We start from the raw sequence: 19,242 nt of genomic DNA on the forward strand, positions 1-19,242 counted from the left end.
GTCGTCCGGGCCCCGCGACGCGCCCCCGCCGCGCGCGGCGCCCGTGTCCCGGTCGGGGACGGTGGGGTGGTGGTCGGTGGTCTCCGCCGCGTACTCGGTGGTCTCCGCCGCGTACTCGGTGGCTTCCCGGGCGTACTCGGTGGTCTCCCGGGCTTCCCCGGCCCCGGAGGCGGGGCGGGCGGCACGGCCGGCGGGCCGGTCGTGCACGTCGCTGCCGTGCCGGTGGCGTTCGCGTACGCCGCCTTCGTGCGCGTCCCGTTCGTGCACCTCGTGGGCCTGCGCGTCGTGCGCCGCCCGCAGCCCCGCGACGGGCACCTCGGGGACCTCGGTCCGGCGGCCGGCCGGCTTGGGCGGCGGCTGGGTGACCAGCTGCTGCGGGATCAGCACGACCACGCTCGTACCGCCGCGGGCCGAAGGGCGGAACGAGACGGTCAGGCCGTGCTTGCCGGCCAGGCAGCCGACGACGGCGAGGCCGAGCCGGGTGCCGGACAGCGACATCAGGTCCAGCGTCTTGGCGGACACCGCGGCCTCGGCGTTGCGCAGCGCCGTCTCGGTCATCACTAGGCCGCTGTCCTCGACGCTGACCACAATGCCGGCCTGGGCCTCCTCGACGTACACGTGCACCGTCGAGGTGGGCGGCGAGAAGGAGGTGGCGTTGTCCATGATCTCCGCGAGCGCGTGCATGACGCCCTCGGCCGCGTGCCCGGCCACCGCCGCGGTACTGCTGCTGTGCAGCCGCACCCGGCGGTAGGCGCTGATCCGGCCCATCGCGCCGCGCAGGATGCTCTCCATGGTGATCGGCTTGTTCCAGCGGCGGCCGGAGCGGGCGCCGGTCAGTACGGCGATGCTGTCCGCCAGCCGGCCCGCCTGCGCGGTGGTGTGGTCCAGCTTCAGCAGGTCGCCGAGGACCTCCTCGCCGTGCCGGTGCTCCATGTCGCGCAGGTCGGCGAGCATGCTGGTGGCCAGCGCCTGGACCCGGCCCGCCGCGCTGGCGCAGGCGGACATCGCCGCCGCGCGCATCCGCTCGCCGCGGCCGACCTCGGTGGCCAGCGTCTCCACGATCCGGCGGTGCGCCTCGTCGGCGGGCATCGTGGTGTGGCCGAGCGCGGTGCCCACCGAGGCGCCGTCCCGCAGCCGGGCCACGACCTCGGGCAGCGTCTCGTCCGCGAGCCGGTCGGCGGCGGCCGTCAGCTCCGCGATCCGGGCGCGGTGCCGGGCGGCGGTCCGTACCGCGTACACCGTGACCGCCAGCAGCACGCTCAGCACCGCGGCCACCGTGCCGCAGCCCCACGCCAGTTCGGTGCGCAGCGTCGTCGGGCCCGCGAATACCGCCCACAGGACGGCGCCGCCGGTCACGACGAGGGCGACGAGGAACGCGTACAGCGCCGCCACCGCGGGCGGGCGCGCTGTCTGCGGACGAGCGGGTGTCTGAGCTGTCATCAAACGGGTCCTCGGGCGGTCGCGGCATCGCAAGCGGGCCCTGCGGGCGCAGGAGAAGCGAAGATCGGAAGCACCCTATCCGCTTCCTACCGGCGGGCAACTTCCGCGTCATGACAATCTTTTGACGTCCTGTCCGTACCGGAATTCCCGGTGCGTCACCAGCTGTGCCGCGACCCGTGGCCGACCAGGGCGCACTCTCGCCCCTTGTTGAACATGATTATCATCTGCTACCGTTCCCGGTATGAACCACACGCCGCCCGAAGGCCGGCTGCCGGTCACCGTGCTCTCCGGTTTCCTCGGCGCCGGCAAGACCACCCTCCTCAACCATGTGCTCGCCAACCGCGAGGGCCTGCGCGTCGCGGTCATCGTCAACGACATGAGCGAGATCAACATCGACGCCTCGCTGGTACGGGACGGCGCCGCGCTCTCCCGCACCGAGGAGCGGCTGGTCGAGATGACCAACGGCTGCATCTGCTGCACGCTCCGCGACGACCTCCTCGAAGAGGTCGAACGGCTCGCCCGCGCCGGCCGCTTCGACTACCTGCTCATCGAGTCCAGCGGCATCTCCGAGCCGATGCCGGTCGCCGCGACCTTCGCCTTCGCCAGGGACGACGGCGCCTCGCTCACCGACATCGCCCGCCTGGACACCATGGTCACCGTCGTGGACGCGGTGAACTTCGACGGCGAACTGGGCCGCGGCGACGACCTCGTGGAGCGTGGCCTGGCGCCGGTGGAGGACGACGAGCGGACCGTCAGCGATCTCCTCATCGACCAGGTCGAGTTCGCGGATGTGATCCTGCTGAACAAGACCGACCTGGTCTCCGCGAAGGAGGCGGACCGGCTGACGGCCACGCTGCGGCGGCTCAACCCGGCGGCCCGCGTGCTGCGGACCGTACGCGGCGTGGTCCCGCCCGCCGAGATCCTCGGCACCGGCCTCTTCGACCTGGCCAGGGCCGAGCAGGCGCCGGGCTGGGTGGCCGAGCTCAACGGCGACCACGTGCCGGAGACGGAGGAGTACGGCATCTCCTCCGTGGTCCTGCGCGACCCGCGGCCCTTCCATCCGGGGCGGCTGTGGGACCTGGTGACCGGCCCGCTGGACGCCGGTACGTACGGAACGGTGCTGCGCTCCAAGGGCTTCTTCACACTTGCTACCCGTCCCGACGTCACCGGGCTGTGGTCCCAGGCGGGCGCGGTGGCCCGCTTCGAGCCGTCGGGTGTGCACGATCACGACCACGACCACGGGTCCGATAACGGCCACTCCGCCGAGGAGCGCGCCGCGGAGGACCGGCCCGCCGTCCAGGGCCAGGAGCTGGTGTTCATCGGCACCGGGCTGCGGGCCGACGCGCTGCGTGACGCGCTGGCCGACGCCCTGCTCACCGCCGGCGAACTGGCCGACGGACCCGCGGCCTGGGCGACGTACGACGACCCGTTCCCGGCCTGGGACCTGACACCGGCCCCGACCCCCTGAACCCGGGGATGCCCGACGGGCCCGGCAGCCCTCGCCGGGCATCCCCGAAGTCTGGCCGGCGCCTGTCCCGCCGGTCACGCGGCCGGCGTCCGCCCGCCGGTCACGCGTCCGGCACCGGCACCTTCTCCGCGAAGCTGCCGGTGTTGGCGCGTACCCACGTCCGCAGGTGCGCCAGCGGTTCCAGCGCGCCCCGGCCCAGCGGGGTGAGCTCGTACTCGACTCGGGGCGGCACCTCCGCGTAGACCGTCCGCAGGACCAGGCCGTGGTCCTCCAGCCGCCGCAGCGTCTGGGTGAGCACCTTCGGGCTCACGCCCTCCAGCTTGCGGCGCAGCTCGCCGAACCGGCGCGGGCCGTCCTCCAGCGCGGTGATCGCCAGCCCCGTCCACTTGTTGGCCAGCAGCTCGAAGACGGCCCGGCCGGGGCAGAGCAGTGCGTAGATGTCGTGCCGCGAAGCCGGGGCCGCACGGTCGTGAAGAGTGCGCTGAGCAGTCATGGTTCCCAGAAGATAGCAAGGGCCCTTGCGGGTTATCAGGCATGCCCGCCTAGCGTCCGGGCCATGACGAACCCCACTGCACCGGTCCGCGTCGGCATCGTCGGACTCTCCGCGCGCGGCGGCTGGGCCGCCCAGGCCCATCTGCCCGCGCTGTCCCGGCTGGACGGCCTCGAGGTACGCGCCCTGTCGGCGAGCAGCGCCGCGTCGGCGCGCGAGGCGGGCGAGAAGTACGGCGTTCCGCTGGCCTTCGGCAGTACCGAGGAGCTGGTCCGCAGCGACGAGGTCGATCTCGTGGCGGTCAGCGTGAAGGTGCCGCTGCACCGGGAGGCCGTGCTGGCCGCCGTCGGAGCGGGCAAGGCGGTGCTCTCCGAATGGCCGCTGGGCAACGGGGTTGCGGAGGCCGAGGAGCTGGCGGCGGCCGCGGCCGCCGCCGGTGTACGGACCTTCGTCGGGCTGCAGGCCCGTACCTCGCCGGTGGTCCGGTACCTCCGCGACCTGGTCGGCGACGGCTATGTGGGCCAGGTGCTGTCCACCAGCCTGGTGGCCTCGGGACGGGGCTGGGGAGCGGAGTTCCGTCCGGACGGGGCCTACTTGCTCGACCGGGACAACGGCGCCACGATGCTGACCATCCCGTTCGGGCACACGATCGACGCGTTCTCCATGGTGCTGGGTGAGTTCGCCGAGGTGGGTGCGGTGACGGCCACGCGGCGCCCGACGGTGCGCGAGGAGGGCACGGGTCGCCCGGCGCCGATGACCGCCGAGGACCAGATCGCGGTGAACGGGCTGCTCGCCTCGGGCGCGGTGGCATCGGTGCACTTCCGCGGCGGGCTGTCGCGCGGTACCGACTTCCACTGGGAGATCAACGGCACGGACGGCGACCTCGTCGTCAGCGGCGACTCGGGCCATCTGCAGCAGGCCGTCCTCACCGTGCGCGGTGCCCGCGGTCCCGCCGCCGCCCTGGCCGAACTGCCGGTGCCCGCCCGCTACTACGACGTCCCGGCGCTCGGCGACGTGGCGGGCCGGACCCCGTACAACGTCGGTGCCCAGTACGCCCGCATCCTCGCCGACCTCACCGACGGCACCGCATACGTACCGGACTTCGCGCACGCGGCAAGGCGCCAGCGGCTGCTCGCCTCAATCCAGCAGGCGGCCGCCTCGGGGGAGCGCGTCACGGTATGACGGTGATCATGTTGCGGAGACCGTCCTAGTACGGCCAGCGCCAGTCCGCCACCTCCGGCATGTCCGTGCCGAGTTCGCGGATGTAGGCGTGGTGGCGGGTGCGGGCGTCCTGCATCCGCTGGCGCAGGGCCGTGGCCCGTACGGCGAGGCCCGGCACGCGGTCGATGACGTCCATGACCAGCCGGTACCGGTCCAGGTCGTTCATGACCACCATGTCGAAGGGCGTGGTCGTGGTGCCGTGCTCCTTGTAGCCGCGCACGTGCAGGTTCGCGTGGCCCGTGCGGCGGTAGGCGAGCCGGTGGATCAGCCACGGGTAGCCGTGGTACGCGAAGATCACCGGCCGGTCGGGGGTGAACAGCGCGTCGTACTCGGCGTCCGGCATCCCGTGCGGATGGTCGCCGCTGGGCAGCAGCCGCGCGATGTCCACGACGTTGACCACCCGTACGGCGAGCTCCGGCAGATGCTCGCGGAGCAGCGCGGCGGCGGCCAGTACCTCCTGGGTCGGTACGTCGCCCGCGCAGGCCAGCACCACGTCCGGGGACGCGCCGCCGTGCTCGGTGCCCGCCCAGTCCCACACGCCCGCGCCCCGCGCGCAGTGCGCGATCGCCTGGTCCATGTCCAGCCAGTCGAAGGTGGGCTGCTTGCCCGCCACGATGACGTTGACGTAGTCCCGGCTGCGCAGCGCGTGGTCGGCCACGGAGAGCAGGGTGTTGGTGTCCGGCGGCAGGTAGACCCGTACGGCCGGCGGGTACTTGTTGAGCACGTGGTCCACGAAGCCCGGGTCCTGGTGCGAGAAGCCGTTGTGGTCCTGGCGCCAGACGTGCGAGCTCAGCAGATAGTTGAGCGAAGGGATCGGGTGGCGCCAGGTCAGGTCGCCGGTGACCTTCAGCCACTTGATGTGCTGGTTGACCATCGAGTCGACGATGTGCACGAAGGCCTCGTAGCAGGAGAAGAGGCCGTGCCGGCCGGTGAGGAGATAGCCCTCCAGCCAGCCCTGGCAGGTGTGTTCGGAGAGGACCTCCAGCACCCGGCCGTCCCGTGCCAGATCCTCGTCGGTGTCCAGCAGCTTGTCCTGCCAGTTCTTGCCGGACGCCGCGTACACCGCCTGCAGCCGGTTCGACGCGGTCTCGTCCGGGCCCACCAGGCGGAAGTTGCGGCTGTCCGCGGTGTCGGCCATGACCCGTTCCAGCAGCTGCCCGAGCACCTTGGTCGGCTCGTGCAGCTCGGTACCGGGGTGCTCGACCGGTACGGCGTACTCGGTCAGCGGCGGCATCGGGAGGGAGCGGGTCAGCTGCCCGCCGTTGGCGTGCGGGTTGGCGCCCAGCCGGCGCGCGCCCTCGGGCACCCAGCGCAGCACGTCGGCGCGCGGCCTGCCGTGCTCGTCGAACAGCTCCTCGGGGCGGTAGGAACGCATCCAGCGCTCCAGTGCGCGCAGGTGATCGGGGTTCTCGCGGGTGGCGGCGAGCGGGACCTGGTGGGCGCGCCAGGTGCCTTCGACGGGCTTGCCGTCGACCTTGCGCGGGCCGGTCCAGCCCTTGGGCGTACGGAGCACGATCATGGGCCAGGGCTGCCGCGCGGGCGGGGCGGTGGCGGAGCCGTCCCGGGCGCCGCGCTGGATGGCGCCGATGCGGTCCAGTGCCTGGTCCATGGCGGCGGCCAGGGCGCGGTGCACGGTGGCCGGGTCGTCGCCCGTGACGTAGAAGGGGTCGTGCCCGTAGCCGCGCAGCAGGTCGTCCAGCTCCTCCTCGGGCAGCCGGGCGAGCACCGTCGGATTCGCGATCTTGTACCCGTTGAGGTGCAGGATCGGCAGTACGGCACCGTCGTGCACCGGGTCCAGGAACTTGTTCGAGTGCCAGGAAGTGGCCAGCGGCCCGGTCTCCGCCTCGCCGTCGCCGACGACGCAGGCCACCAGGAGGTCCGGGTTGTCGAAGGCGGCCCCGTACGCGTGCGAGAGCGAGTACCCCAGCTCACCGCCCTCGTGGATCGACCCGGGCGTCTCGGGCGCGACATGGCTCGGCACCCCGCCGGGGAACGAGAACTGCTTGAACAGCCGGGCCATGCCCGCCCCGTCCCGGCTGACGTCCGGATAGATCTCCGAGTAGCTGCCCTCCAGCCAGGACCCGGCGACCACCGCGGGGCCGCCGTGCCCAGGCCCCCAGACGCACATCGCATCGAGATCCCGCTCGACGATCACCCGGTTGAGGTGGGTGTAGACGAGGTTGAGGCCGGGCGAGGTGCCCCAGTGGCCGAGCAGCCGGGGCTTGATGTGCTCCGGTGCCAGCGGCTCGCTCAGCAGGGGGTTGCTCAGCAGGTAGATCTGGCCCGCGGCGAGGTAGTTCGCCGCCCGCCAGTGGGCGTCCAGCGCGCGCACGTCCTCGTCGGACAGCGCGGTACCGGCCCGTGCGCCCGCGTTGGATGGCGCTGTGCTTGCGCCGGACGGTGCCGCGCCCGCGTCGGATGGTGCCGCGTCCGTCCGCTCGCCGCTCTCCGACGCCGTCCCGGTCCCCGGTGCATCCCGCATGAATCAACCCTTCTCCGGCTTTCCCGTCGAACCGACCCTTCCCATGCTGGGATCCGGGGCGCCACCCGGCAACGCAGGATCGGGCCGGGTACGCGGTACCCGTGACCTGGAGAGGAATGCGTACGGACGCCGACCTCCTCCCGTACCGTGCAGACAGGGAAGAACGCGGGGAAATCCGCGCGCAGCCGCTGCACGCAGATGGGGGACGGCCGATGGATCCGGAAATCGCGGCGCTGGCGGGCACCGCCGGCACGACGCTCGTCACGCTGATGGCCACCGAGGCGTGGCAGGGCGTGCGGGAGGGCCTCGTCGGACTGTGGCGGCGGGCCCGTCCCGAGCGCGCCGACGCCGTCTCGGCCGAGCTCGAAGCCGCCCGCGAGGATCTGCTCACGGCCCGCGACGCCGCCGACGACGAGACCGAGGACGAGCTGCGCCGGGACTGGCAGGGCCGCATCCGCCGGCTCCTCGCCGCCCGGCCCGACATCGCCGACGACCTGCGCACCCTCCTCGCCGAGGTCACCCCCGACGCGCCCCCGTCCGCTCCGGTGATCACCCAGCACGCCACGGCCTCCGGCTCGGCCCGCGTCTATCAGGCGGGGCGCGATCAGCACATTCACGAGCGGTGACGCCGGTCACGGTTGGCGGTAAGTCCCTTATCCGCGACATTACTCCGGAGTAATGTCGCGCCTCCCGGCTCTGCTCCCGGCCGCACTCCCGGCCCGTTCAGGAGGCGTCATGTCCCCCACCGCCGACAGCGGCACCGACCGCACCGACCGTACCGACCGCACCGATCGCACCGGACGTTCACCCAGGCTGCTCGCGGGGCTGCTGGCCGGCGCCGGTGTCCTGCACTTCGCCGCGCCCAAGCCGTTCGACGCGACCGTGCCCCGGGCGCTGCCCGGCTCGGCGCGCGGCTGGACGTACGCGAGCGGCGTGGCCGAGCTGGCGCTGGCGGCCGGTGTGGCCCATCCCCGTACCCGGCGGGTGGCCGCGCTGGCCACGGCCGCCTTCTTCGTCGGGGTCTTCCCCGCGAACGTCCAGATGGCCGTCGACTGGCGGCACCGCCCCGCGCCGCTGCGGACCGCCGCCCTCGCCCGGCTGCCGCTGCAGGCACCGCTCGTCCTGTGGGCCCGCGGCGTCGCGCGACGGGCCGGCCGCTGAACCGGTCTCAGGAGGCGCCGACCGGGTTCACGAACGTGCCCGGGCGGGTGGCGCCCGACTGGTCCAGGATGGCGCCGCCGTAGGGCCACTTCAGCTGGAAGTGCTGCTTCTCGTTCGGCGGGGTGACGATCACCTGAGCCGGCTCGACCTTCCGGTCCTCGTCGCTGGTCGAGGGCAGCAGCCGGAAGGTGAAGTGGGTGTTCTCACCCGGCTTCAGCGTCACCGGGGCGGGCTTCTTCGCGGAGCGCCGCAGGTCCCAGGTGGTGCCGTCGGTGCCCTTGAGCTGTACGCCGGGGAAGCCGCTGATCGTGCAGGCGCCGCTGCCGTTGTTCTTGAACCACACGGCGGCGGTCTGCTGCTGGTCGCTGTTCATGTCGGGGCGGCCACCGCCCTCGGAGCCCCAGCCGGCCGTCATGTTCGCCGTGGTGCAGCGGGCGGCCGAGGTGCCGGTGCCGGACGAGCCGCCGCTCCCGGAGTCGGCCTGGGAGCCGGAGTCCGTACCGGAACCGTCGGCGGCGCCCGCGCTCGCCTGAGAGGGCGAGTCCGAGGAGTCCTTCGCGGGGCCGCCGGCGGACCCGGTGGAGCTGCTGTCGGTGGAGCCGCTGTCGGCCTGGCTGCCGGTGGACGACGCCGGCGAGTCCGCCCCCGCGGCGCCGGACTCGCCGCTCTGGCAGGCGGTGAGGGCGAGCGCGGTGGCGGCGAGCAGCGCGGCGGCGGCCTTGCGGCCGTGGCGACGGGTGCTGTGCGTCATGGTGTCCCCCTGGTGGTGGCGTCGGTGCGGCCGGCCCTTCCGTTCCGCACCACCTACCCTCGCCACCCCCACTGCTGATCGGCTAACACCGCGCTAACGTGCGGCGTGCTTGCGGCGTCCTCGGGGAGTACGGACGCGTCACCCTTCACCGGAGTCTCACATTCCGCCCCCTGAACAGGGGTTGCGCCCGTACTTACGTTGAAGTAACAACGTTCCCCATGAACTTGTTCGGCCGCAGCTCCTCCTCCCGCCGCGCGGCGTCCCCCGCCGCGTCGGCGCCCTCCGCCCTCGCTGTTCTGCCCGACCCCGCCTTCGCTCCGCTCACCGGTGAGTGGATGATCGACCCCGCGCACAGCAGGATCGGCTTCTCCGTCCGGCACGCCATGGTGACCACGGTGCGGGGCGCCTTCACGGAGTACGAGAGCCGCCTCTACTTCGACGGCCGAGACCCGTCCCGCTCCCAGGCGCAGATAGCGCTGTCCACCGCCAGCATCGACACCGGCGTGGAACAGCGCGACGCACACGTGGTCGGCCGCGACTTCCTGGACGCCGCGAGCTACCCGCGCATGACCTTCACGAGCACCGCCGTGGAACTCGCGGGCGACGACGTCTACCGCATGACCGGCGACCTCACCCTCAGGGACATCACCCGGCCCGTCGTGCTCGAACTCACCTACATCGGCCATGTCACCGACCCGTTCGGCTACGAGCGGGTCGGCTTCGACGGCACCACCACCATCAACCGCTCCGACTGGGGCCTGACCTACAGCGCCAAACTCGCCCAGGGCGGCGCCATGGTGAGCGAAAAGGTCCGCCTCCAGTTCGACATCGCCGCCATCCGCACCTTCCCCGTCGACTGACGAAACCCCCGCCCCGGCGCCGGCGAGGGAGACCCAAGGGGGACCGGCCCGGACAACAAACAAGGCCCAGGTCACTGACCTGGGCCTCAACTCTGGAGCGGGTGACGGGAATCGAACCCGCGCTCTGAGCTTGGGAATCACGGGTCACTTGGGCAGCAAAAATGCTGCTGACCTGCTGGAATGCCTCGCATGCGGCGTGCGGTCGACCCCTCGTTGATCACCCGTATTCCCCGTGAATCACCGGCCTATCGGGCACACAGCGGGCACGTCGGCGTTGACCGCATAGACTGTCGGTGCCTTACGCCGGTCGTGCAACGCTGAGCCTACTTCTGTGAGTTGAGGGCTGTGCTGGCCTGTTCCGTGAACTTGCCCAACTGGCCGTTGAGGTCGAGCAGGCGTTCGTTGACGCGATTTGCGTCGGACTGTACGGGCCCGTCAAACCGCTGGGCGGCTGTGACGTAGTAATCGATGTCACTAGTGAGCTCCATGGCGCCATGAGTCATGTCCTGGGCCAGGGCTGACACGTCGGCAGGGCCTTCCACAGCCACTACCGGTGCTGCCGCGCGCACTGCAGGCAAGAGCCGGTTGAGATGCTCCAATGCTCGCGAGGCGTCGTCGGGGCTGTAAGTGTCGTCCAAGAGCCTCATGAGGCTGTCGGCCGCCTCTCTATGCGCCGTTACGGCAGCGATGAGTGCGCTGTAGGCATCTCGTCGGCCTTGTCGGCGCCACTGCGCGTATTGAGTCCGCCCCTGGTACCGACCAGCCAGCCAGGTAGAGCCCAGAGTGCCGCCAGTACCGATGGCCGTACCGATCAATGCAGCGATGCCCGCGTCCACGCCTTCATTGTGCAGGCAGTGATCGGCGCGACATCGTTACGCCGCGTTGCGAACTACCGGCAGTGAGGTTGCGGAGGTCCGCGGAGCAGGTCAGTCGGTCCCTGCCGGGTGCTGGTAGCCAAGGGCGGTCGCGCTGGTTGCTGTACTTCTGTGCTGTACAGCAACCACCCCTGATCACCCGCCTTGTCCGCGGTGGCTTCACTCACTTCCAACGAGACGGACCACGGGTACCCAGTCGTTCCGCAGGCGTAGGAGCCTTTGGCCGTCGCGTTCAAAGATCGTGAACCCATCCTCACTCCAGTACGGCCGGTCCGTCGTCACTTCGATCGTTTTAAAGGACTGCTGGTCTTCCGGATCGTCGCGATACGTGACCTCGTATGTGTACGTGCTCATCGCGGTACCTCCATTTTCGATTGTCGCTGCAGCCCACTAGATTCGCGAGAGCGGCTTGGTCGCCCGGGTTCTGCCCGGCAGTGAGCGGAGCGCCCATGACGGGCTCGGCCATATCGCGGCAGCAGGTAGCTCCCCCTTAGCCACGTATTGGAGCCTGGTCCGCTCACGCTGGAGCATCCGTGACGGCGTCGGTACGGCGGCCCGCCCCATGCCAGCGTCTTCGCCGGGAGCGTTCGCCCGCCCTGTCCCCGCCTCTCCCGTAGCTGGCCTTCTCCACAGGACTAGGACCTATGGTGCGGTCGGCAGTGCGCCTGTCACGTAAACCGCTCACCGTTTCCGCCCCACCCTCACCACTTCTCATCCGCACTCTTCTCGCCGCCCTCGGGGCTCCCCGTCTGGGCTCGCCCTGAGACTCGGGCCTCGGTGGGGCTGCTTCGCCTGGCCTGGTGGGTGCCCGTGGCGGTCCTGGGATCAGTCGGTGGTGGTGTTGGCCGGTGGGAAGCGCTGCTCGTTCCGGTGCTGCTTTGGGCGGGGCAAAGCGTGTAGGGAATCACCCCGTGGCAGCTTCGTTGGCGCGGGGCCGGGCGGAGCGGGCCGAAGGCAGGAGCGGCGCCCGAGTCCCCGTGCCCGCGCCGGCCCGTTGGCGGGCCGGTGGGGTGTGATTCCTAGCGGCGGCTGGCACAGCCGTTGGCCTGCGAGCCGGATGCCGAAGGCAAGAGCCCCCACAAGGCCACAGCCGCGAGCCGGACGGCTTCCGATGGGTCTGCCGCGAAGTGCCCGGCTGCCACGGCACATGGTGGTTGCTGGCCTAGATCGGTGTCCACGGGATCAACCGGCGAACCCCAAGTGATCGGCACCAGGTAGGCCCGGCAGGGAACGGCACCCCTCAGCGAGAACCACCGAGTGATCCCCGCCCTCCTCCTCTCCCCGCCCGAAGGGTGGGGCTTGATGAGGTAGAGAAACCTGTAACAGCTCCCCACCCCATCACTGGGAGCTCCTAGGCGTCGAAGTCGTACTCAAGAACGTACGAGGCGGAGTCCAGGGTCATCTCGTTGACCTCAACAGGTCGGCCTCCGTCGGCAAAGGCGGTCCGGCAGATGAGCATCACCGGCGTGCCCATGGAGAGGTTGAGCCGCTTCGCTTCGTCCTGGGAAGGCATGCGGGACCGAACCTCTTCGCGGAAGTGGACCGGCTTGGCTCCGAGTTCAGCAAGGCGGGCGTACGTACCGCCCGGTCCCGTGTCCTCCTGGGTGATTGCCGAACCTGCGACGAGCTCTGCGGGCAGGTAGCTCGTGGCCAGCAAAACCGGCTTTCCGTCGAGGACGAATCGCCTGCTGCGGACGCAGACAGCCGACTCCGGGTCGACATCCAGGACCCCCGCGATCCGCTCAGGAGTCGGCTCCTCGGTGACGGTGAGTTGGTCCACGGTGAGCTGGCGACCTTCAGTGTCGGCCGACCAGATAGAGCGGCCTGAGCCCCACTGCTCTTGGGAGAGGCGCTGGATGCCGCGTCGTCGCAGCGGTCGGAACGCCCGGACGAACACGCCGGCACCCTTACGTGACTCGGCGAGCCCTTCGTTCTGCAGGACTCCAAGAGCCTGCCGGGCCGTCATCCGGGCCACTTCGTACTTCGCCATGAGGTCGTTCTCGCCTGGCAAGCGATCACCAGGACCGTACTCACCTGCCGTAATTGCCTCCCGAAGCGCGTCAGCAATGCGCTGGTACTTCGGCTGCCGAACGCCGTTATTCGCGGTCATTGCGTCTCCCTCCTTTCATCCTCTCTAGACAGCCTAGGACATGCCTACGTCGCTGCATCCGGGCCTGGTGCCCCTTCCCGCCACGCGGGAACATCTCTAGAGATCTCTATTGACGTCTCTAGAGATCTGCGCTTCACTCGTAGATGTCTAGAGAGGCCGCCGGAAGGGGTGACCTCCCCAGCAACAAGGGGTGCTCTATGCCTTCGTTCAAGATCGACACGTCGACCGCTGTGGTGTTCGTCGCGACCGCGCCGACCCCGAAGGTCGCCAACCGGAAGACGGGCGAGATCGCCAAGGACCGCGAGACCGGCGCCGACCTGATGACGGTGGGCCTGCTGGTCTCGGATGAGGGTGAGGGCAACCTCTACCAGGTGTCCGTGCCGGAGACGGGCGTCCCCGAGGGCCTGACCCCGGGCATGCCGGTCTCGGTCGTCGGGCTGAAGGCGCGGGACTGGGAGAACGAGTTCAACGGCGAGAAGCGGCACGGCATCGCCTTCCGCGCGGCAGCTCTTGCGGCGGGTGCCTGATCATGACGGACGTGACCACGGTGCTGGAGGCCACCGGTGCTCTCGCCGGTGTCGGTGGCCTCGGCTACGCCAAGGCCCGCGCCCCGCGCGTGTACTGGTCGCTGGTGGGCCTGCCGGTCACCTGGGGTCGGGTGAAGTGGACGTACGGGACCACGATGGACGTGTGTGGCCTGACGGTGCAGCCGTCTCGCCTGCGGGCGTTCATGGTCCGCAACGTCGCCCGCCGTGAGGTGCAGCCGGTCCCGCCCAGGGTTCGCAGCATCCGGGGTACTTCGACCGGCCTGCGGGTCTCGCTCCGGCTAACCGCCGGTCTGGAGCCCTCGGACGTGGCGGCGGCCTCGAACCGGCTCCGCCATGCCTGGGGCGTCCACTCCGTCAACGTGGTGGAGACCCGGCCGGGCGTGGTGGAACTGCGGATGACCGGCTATGACGTGCTGCGACGGGTGCGTATGCCGCGCCAGCGTCGCAAGAAGCCCGGGCCGATGGAGGTGCCAGTGGCTCTGCGGGAGGACGGCACCACCTACGTCCGCAACTACCACAAGGTCCCGCACGCCCTGACGCTTGGCGCCAACCAGTCGGGCAAGTCGATGTACCAGCGCAACCTCATCTCCGGGCTCGCACAGCTGTCGGTGGGCCTGATCGGCATCGACTGCAAACGAGGGGTCGAACAGAGCGTCTATGCGCCCCGCCTCTCGGCCCTGGTGACCACGCCCGAGGACGCCGCCCGGCTGCTGGATGCGCTCGTGCAGGAGATGGAGGGCCGCTTCGACCTGCTGAGCGACTACCAGGTCTCGGACCTCTGGGACCTGCCCAAAAAGGTCCGGCCCGTGCCGCTGGTCCTCCTCGTCGACGAGGTGGCCGAGCTGTTCCTGACCGCCGCGAAGAAGGACGAGGAACGCCGGGACCGCATGGTCATGCAGCTGGTACGGCTGGGCCAGATGGCCCGCGCGGTCGGCATCTTCCTGGAGATCTGCGGGCAGCGGTTCGGCTCCGAGCTGGGCAAGGGCGCCACCATGCTCCGCGCCCAGCTGACCGGCCGCGTCGTCCACCGGGTCAACGACAAGCAGACCGCCGAAATGGGCCTCGGTGACGTGTCCTCGGAGGCGGTCGTGGCCGCCACTGCGATCATCGCGGACCGGCCCGGTGTCGCGGTGGCCGGGGACTCCTCCGGTGGCTGGTCCCGCATCCGCACCCCGGAAATGACGCCCGCCAAAGCCGCGGCCATCTGCCGCCAGTTCGCCCACCTCACCCCGCATCCGCCGTTCCTGGCCCCGTTCCGCCCCGCGATGTCGGCCGAATCGACGCCGGATGAGGCGCCTTCGCTGGTCAAACCGGTGCCCGTCACCGAGTAGCACCACCTTCTTCCCCGGTTGGCGTGACCGTCTCGCGCCAGGTCCCTACCCCGCCCATGCCTGAAACCGAAAGGAGGAGGCGATGACCAAGCCGCAGGCGGAACGGACCGCGATCCTCGTCGCCGGTGCCGTGATCATGGCCCTCACGATCGCCGCGTTCTGGCTCTCCTACGCCCACCTCGCCTCAGTCGCTGAGTCCCACGGCCTGGCCACCTCCCCGGTACGTCGGTGGGCCTGGCCGGGCACCATCGACCTGTTCATCCTGGCCGGTGAGGTCCTGATGTTCCGCGCCGCGCTCCGCCACGTCACCGACTGGTGGGCCATCGGCCTCACGGTCGCCGGATCGCTCGGCAGCATCGGTCTCAACGTTGCAGGCGTCGGCACTGACGCCCCGCTCCTGGACTACGTGGTGGCGGCCGTACCGCCGTCCGCCGCCCTGCTGGCCTTCGGCGCCCTGATGCGGCAGGTCCACACCCTCGTCACCGACCCGGCCCCGGTCTCGGAGCCCATGCCGGCCGCCGAGCCGGTCACCGTTGAACGCGCCCCGGAACCGCCCCCGGCGGAACTGCCCGCACCTGCTGCGGTGCCCGAGGAAGTGCCCGAAGCGGCTGAGGAGCCGTCGCCGGAACCTGCACCGGTCGCGCCTTCGCCCCGGCCCGTCGCGTCGGCGCCCTCGGTGCCTCCGGCCCTGCTGGATCACGCCCGCAAGGTCGCCGACACCCACCAAGCCGCCACCGGCACCCCGATCGACTCCGCCACCCTGCGCGCCCGGCTCGGCGTCCCGCCCACGCTGGCCGACGCCATCACCGCCCAACTCGCTTGAAAGGAGAGCAAATGGCCCGCCCGAACCGCTTCTACAACATCACCCGCCTAGGCCCCGTCCAGGTCGGCTCCTACAACGACGGACGCGGACGCACCAAGCACACCGCTTCCTGCACCGCGCCCGGCTGCCGCTTCTCGGTCGAGAAGTCGGACCGCTCCGCCGCCGAACTCGCCGCCCGCACCCACCGCTGCAACCCCTGACCCCGGACGGAGGCAAGGCCATGCGCTACCCGGACGCCCAGCTCCGCGCCAACCACCGCCCGGCCGACCTGATCCCGGCCAGCGTCCACCCCGGCGACGTCGTCGTCATCCAGGCCCCGACCCGCTCCTACGCGGGCCCGATCCTGCTGACCATCACGATCGCCCTCGGCGCTTCCGTGGTCATCATCGTGCTCGCCGTGGCCTTCCAGATCGCGGCCGCAGCCGCCGCAGCCGCCGTCCCCACCGTGGGCGGCGCGGGCATCTCGCTCAAGCTCGCCCGCAAGCGCTAAACGGCCCCCGGGACGGCCTCAACGTCCAAGTATCCGCCGCCCCGGGCGCCTGCACCCCTTCCAGATCCGCTGACCCGAAAGGGACACCTTCATGATGCCCGAGCACACCCCTGCCCGCGTCCGGCTCTGCCCCGACTGCGACGGCTTCCCGACCGTCGCCATCACCACCGGCCAGACCAACCCCGACGGCTCCCGTAAGACGCTCACCGTCGTCTGCCGTACATGCGAGGGCACCGGCACCGTGACCCGTCGTGCAGCTGCTCGTGAGGTGGCCGCGTGAGTGACGCCGCCACCCTGGCGGGCCTGGACCCGGCCACCCTGAGCGACGTGCTCAAGGTGGCCGGGTCCCCCGGCTTCGACCGCTGGCAAGACCAGATCCGCCGCACCGGCGGCTGCTCCGGCCCCATCCACCTCACCGGCGCCACCAAGATGGTCGACCCGGCCACCGGGGCGGTCCTGCATACCTACGCCACCGACCATGAACCCGGCGGACGGCTCCGGGTCGCCTGCGGCAACCGCCGCGCCTCCCGCTGCCCCTCCTGCGCCTGGACCTACGCGGGCGACACCTACCACCTCATCCGCGCGGGCCTGACCGGCGACCCGGCCAAGAACACCCCGGAAACCGTTCGCGATCACCCCCGGGTCTTCGCCACACTCACCGCGCCCTCCTTCGGCCCGGTCCACAACCGCCCCGACAACGGCCGCCGTCCCTGCCGCTGCGGCGTCCAGCACGCCGAGGACGACCCGGCCCTGGGCACCGCGCTGGACCCGGCCCGCTACGACTACGCGGGTGCGGTGCTGTGGAACAACCACGCCGGACACCTGTGGCGGTACGTGACCATCTACCTGCCCCGGGAGCTGGCCAAGCGCGCCGGCATCACGCAAAAGGCGCTCAAGGAACAGCTTCGCGTCTCCTACGGCAAGGTCGCCGAGTACCAAAAGCGCGGCGCCATCCACTTCCACGCCGTCATCCGCTTCGACGGACCCACCGGCCCCGACACCGCGCCCCCGGCCTGGGCCACCATCGACCTGCTCACCGACGCACTCCGCGCCGCTGCTGCCCGGGCACAGATCGAGCTTCCCCCGGCCGGAGACCAGCCCGCCCGCACCCTGCGCTGGGGCACCCAGCTCGACGTCCGGGCCATCGGCGCCTTCGGAGCCGGGGAAGATCTCACCGAGCAGGCCGTGGCCTCCTACGTGGCCAAGTACGCCACCAAGGCCGCCGAAATCGCCGGAGGCACTGACACTCCGGTCCACTGCCGCACCTGCCAGGGCACCGGCCGTTCCGCCCGCTACGACCGCCTCGGCTCGCCGCTGAGCCGGTGCAGCAAGTGCAAGGGCAGTGGAACGAGCGAGGACCTCACCGTCCTGTCCATCCCCGATCACACCCGGCGCCTCATGGCGGCTTGCCTGCACCTCACCGCGCTCTACCCGGAACGCAAGCTCGCCGCCTGGGCGCACATGCTCGGCTTCCGCGGCCACTTCTCCACCAAATCCCGCCGCTACTCCACCACCCTCGGCGCCCTCCGCCAGGTCCGCGCCGACTACCGCGCCGCCCAGCAACGCGCCGCCCTCGGCCTCCCCGACCCCGACGACCACCCGGAGGCGACCACCCGCGTCGTCGCCCACTGGGCCTACGCCGGACACGGCCACACCCCCGGCGAATCCTGGCTCGCCGCCAACATCGCCCGCGAGATCCAAGCCAACCGCGACATCGCCCGCGAAGTCCGCGCCGAACTCGACAACGAAGGGGAGCACTGACCATGGCTGATCGGCTGTTGACCGTGCAGGAGGTCGCTGACCGGCTCGGTACTACGGTCCGCTTCCCGCGTCGGCTGATCGAGGAACGGCGGATCGAGTACGTCAAGATCGGTCGGCACGTCCGCATCCCTGAGCGCGTCGTGGAGGCCTTCGTCACGGCGCATACCGTCGCGCCCTCTACGCGGCGCCTGCGGGGTGTGGCCTGATGGCGGGGAAGAAGCGCTCGTTCGGTCGTGTGCGCAAGCTGCCTTCGGGGCGGTATCAGGCGCGCTACTTGGGGCCCGATGGGATCGACCGGCCGGCACCCGAGACCTTCCGCACGAAGAAGGAGGCGGACGACTGGCTTGCGGATCGGCAGAGCGAACTCCGGTCCGGTGACTGGCAGGACCCTGCCGCGGGGGCCGTGAACTTCAAGGTCTACGCCCTGCAGTGGGTCGATGAACGTGGACTCGCGGCCACCACGGATGAGCTGTACCGCCGTCTGCTCCGGCTGCACATCCTGCCGACCTTCGAGGGCCTGGACCTCGACGAGATCACTCCGCCCCGAGTGCGAACCTGGCGAGCTGAACGGCTGAAGGCGACGGAAGCCGCTACGACTGTGGCCAAGGCATACCGGTTGCTGAAGGCCGTCATGGAGACCGCCGTCGAGGATGAGCTGATCCGCCGTAACCCCTGCCGGATCAAAGGTGCTGGTACGGAGTCGGCGAAGGAACGTCCCACTGCCACCGTTGAGCAGGTGGACGCCCTGGCCGACGCGATGGGCCCGCGCTGGCGGCTGATGGTCTACATCGCCGCGTACGGTCCTGCCCGTCCAGAAGAGCAGGCCGCGATGCGCCGTCTTGATGTGGATCTGGAGAACGTCGGTGTGTGGATTCGCACAGCCGAGCCTGAGCTGACCACTGGTCGGCGTGCGCCGGGCGACACCAAGTCGTCGGCGGGGAAACGGTTCCTCGTCCTGCCGGAGTTCATGGCGGTCGACCTGGAGAGGCATCTCGACTGGTACGCGGAGAAGGAGCCGAACGGTCTGCTGTTCGTGGGGGAGCGCGGCAAGCCGTTCCGCCGGTCCACCTTCGGGCGAAAGTGGCGCAAGGCCCGTGCGAAGGTCGGGCTGCCCGACGACTTCCGGTTCTACGACCTCCGGCACACCGGGCACACGCTCTCGACGCGTTCCGGGGCGACCTTGAAGGACACGATGGTTCGTGCCGGCCAGTCCTCGGAGCGGGCCGCGCTGATCTATCAGCACTCGGACGTGGAGCGGCAGAAGGAGGTCGCTGGCGGCATCGACGCACACGTGCGTGCTGAGCGGCTGAAGGCGAAGGCTGCCCGTGATCAAGCCCGATCGGGCACGCAGCGGGCACGGAACGCTTAAGTCGGTCTGGACAACACAGAGGCCCAGCCGGGGGATTCGTTCCCTGAGCTGGGCCTTAGTCG

20 protein-coding genes are annotated in these 19,242 nt (G+C 70.8%); 14 read left to right on the forward strand and 6 right to left on the reverse strand.

All coding sequences use genetic code 11. The features are described 5' to 3' along the window. Window positions 1–1,440: sensor histidine kinase (locus ABT381_RS15680; RefSeq protein ID WP_351593531.1), on the reverse strand; the 1,440-nt coding region annotated here is incomplete at its 3' end. A gap of 241 nt (window positions 1,441–1,681) precedes the next feature. On the opposite strand from ABT381_RS15680, the gene ABT381_RS15685 reads away from it, so the two are divergent. Continuing rightward, on the forward strand, window positions 1,682–2,908 hold the full coding sequence (locus tag ABT381_RS15685) for a GTP-binding protein (RefSeq protein ID WP_351593534.1): 1,227 nt from the start codon (window positions 1,682–1,684) through the stop codon (window positions 2,906–2,908). 100 nt (window positions 2,909–3,008) lie between these two features. Here ABT381_RS15685 and ABT381_RS15690 read toward each other — a convergent pair whose 3' ends face one another. After that, window positions 3,009–3,401, reverse strand: coding sequence for a winged helix-turn-helix transcriptional regulator (locus tag ABT381_RS15690; RefSeq protein ID WP_351593537.1), 393 nt, complete (start codon window positions 3,399–3,401; stop codon window positions 3,009–3,011). Window positions 3,402–3,464: 63 nt separating this feature from the next. Here ABT381_RS15690 and ABT381_RS15695 point away from each other — a divergent pair, with 63 nt between their 5' ends. Then, complete coding sequence (locus ABT381_RS15695; protein WP_351593540.1) at window positions 3,465–4,580, forward strand: Gfo/Idh/MocA family oxidoreductase; 1,116 nt, start codon at window positions 3,465–3,467, stop codon at window positions 4,578–4,580. Window positions 4,581–4,605: 25 nt separating this feature from the next. Here ABT381_RS15695 and ABT381_RS15700 read toward each other — a convergent pair whose 3' ends face one another. Further along, the gene (locus tag ABT381_RS15700) at window positions 4,606–7,101 is read right to left on the reverse strand and encodes a phosphoketolase family protein (RefSeq protein WP_351593543.1); all 2,496 of its coding nucleotides are present in this window, start codon (window positions 7,099–7,101) and stop codon (window positions 4,606–4,608) included. A 212-nt stretch (window positions 7,102–7,313) separates the two neighbouring features. Here ABT381_RS15700 and ABT381_RS15705 point away from each other — a divergent pair, with 212 nt between their 5' ends. Both ABT381_RS15705 and ABT381_RS15710 read left to right on the forward strand, forming a co-directional pair. Further along, entirely contained in the window at window positions 7,314–7,727 is a 414-nt protein-coding gene (locus ABT381_RS15705; protein ID WP_351593546.1) for a hypothetical protein, read from the forward strand. Between the two features lie 109 nt (window positions 7,728–7,836). After that, the gene (locus tag ABT381_RS15710) at window positions 7,837–8,262 is read left to right on the forward strand and encodes a DoxX family protein (RefSeq protein WP_351593549.1); all 426 of its coding nucleotides are present in this window, start codon (window positions 7,837–7,839) and stop codon (window positions 8,260–8,262) included. Between the two features lie 7 nt (window positions 8,263–8,269). Here the strand turns inward: ABT381_RS15710 and ABT381_RS15715 are convergent, their stop codons facing one another. Then, window positions 8,270–9,013, reverse strand: coding sequence for a DUF4232 domain-containing protein (locus ABT381_RS15715; RefSeq protein ID WP_351593552.1), 744 nt, complete (start codon window positions 9,011–9,013; stop codon window positions 8,270–8,272). Between the two features lie 218 nt (window positions 9,014–9,231). Here ABT381_RS15715 and ABT381_RS15720 point away from each other — a divergent pair, with 218 nt between their 5' ends. Then, on the forward strand, window positions 9,232–9,873 hold the full coding sequence (locus ABT381_RS15720) for a YceI family protein (protein WP_351593555.1): 642 nt from the start codon (window positions 9,232–9,234) through the stop codon (window positions 9,871–9,873). 323 nt (window positions 9,874–10,196) lie between these two features. Here ABT381_RS15720 and ABT381_RS15725 read toward each other — a convergent pair whose 3' ends face one another. Both ABT381_RS15725 and ABT381_RS15730 read right to left on the reverse strand, forming a co-directional pair. Further along, window positions 10,197–10,709 (reverse strand): hypothetical protein, encoded by a 513-nt coding sequence (locus tag ABT381_RS15725; protein ID WP_351593557.1) that lies wholly within the window; start codon window positions 10,707–10,709, stop codon window positions 10,197–10,199. 1,390 nt (window positions 10,710–12,099) lie between these two features. After that, window positions 12,100–12,858: a GntR family transcriptional regulator gene (locus ABT381_RS15730; RefSeq protein WP_351593559.1), complete on the reverse strand. Its 759-nt coding sequence runs from the start codon at window positions 12,856–12,858 to the stop codon at window positions 12,100–12,102. Window positions 12,859–13,055: 197 nt separating this feature from the next. Between ABT381_RS15730 and ABT381_RS15735 the strand changes: the two genes are divergently transcribed. From ABT381_RS15735 to ABT381_RS15775, 9 genes are all read left to right on the forward strand, one after another. Further along, on the forward strand, window positions 13,056–13,385 hold the full coding sequence (locus ABT381_RS15735; protein ID WP_351593561.1) for an SCO3933 family regulatory protein: 330 nt from the start codon (window positions 13,056–13,058) through the stop codon (window positions 13,383–13,385). 2 nt (window positions 13,386–13,387) lie between these two features. Continuing rightward, window positions 13,388–14,737 (forward strand): FtsK/SpoIIIE domain-containing protein, encoded by a 1,350-nt coding sequence (locus ABT381_RS15740; RefSeq protein ID WP_351593563.1) that lies wholly within the window; start codon window positions 13,388–13,390, stop codon window positions 14,735–14,737. Window positions 14,738–14,819: 82 nt separating this feature from the next. Then, window positions 14,820–15,560, forward strand: coding sequence for a DUF2637 domain-containing protein (locus tag ABT381_RS15745; RefSeq protein ID WP_351593566.1), 741 nt, complete (start codon window positions 14,820–14,822; stop codon window positions 15,558–15,560). Window positions 15,561–15,571: 11 nt separating this feature from the next. After that, the gene (locus ABT381_RS15750) at window positions 15,572–15,760 is read left to right on the forward strand and encodes a mobile element transfer protein (RefSeq protein WP_351593568.1); all 189 of its coding nucleotides are present in this window, start codon (window positions 15,572–15,574) and stop codon (window positions 15,758–15,760) included. A 20-nt stretch (window positions 15,761–15,780) separates the two neighbouring features. Continuing rightward, window positions 15,781–16,050, forward strand: coding sequence for a hypothetical protein (locus ABT381_RS15755; RefSeq protein ID WP_351593571.1), 270 nt, complete (start codon window positions 15,781–15,783; stop codon window positions 16,048–16,050). Window positions 16,051–16,141: 91 nt separating this feature from the next. After that, complete coding sequence (locus ABT381_RS15760) at window positions 16,142–16,330, forward strand: hypothetical protein (protein WP_502965708.1); 189 nt, start codon at window positions 16,142–16,144, stop codon at window positions 16,328–16,330. Then, on the forward strand, window positions 16,327–17,811 hold the full coding sequence (locus ABT381_RS15765) for a replication initiator (protein ID WP_351593574.1): 1,485 nt from the start codon (window positions 16,327–16,329) through the stop codon (window positions 17,809–17,811). Before ABT381_RS15760 ends, ABT381_RS15765 begins: the two co-directional genes overlap by 4 nt. Window positions 17,812–17,813: 2 nt before the next feature. Continuing rightward, complete coding sequence (locus tag ABT381_RS15770) at window positions 17,814–18,017, forward strand: excisionase family DNA-binding protein (protein WP_351593576.1); 204 nt, start codon at window positions 17,814–17,816, stop codon at window positions 18,015–18,017. Beyond that, complete coding sequence (locus ABT381_RS15775; protein WP_351593579.1) at window positions 18,017–19,180, forward strand: tyrosine-type recombinase/integrase; 1,164 nt, start codon at window positions 18,017–18,019, stop codon at window positions 19,178–19,180. The genes ABT381_RS15770 and ABT381_RS15775 overlap by 1 nt, the downstream gene beginning before the upstream one ends. Window positions 19,181–19,242 lie beyond the last annotated feature (62 nt).

Origin of the sequence: Streptomyces sp. NPDC000151, from assembly GCF_040301705.1 — a bacterium.
Taxonomy (GTDB): domain Bacteria; phylum Actinomycetota; class Actinomycetes; order Streptomycetales; family Streptomycetaceae; genus Streptomyces.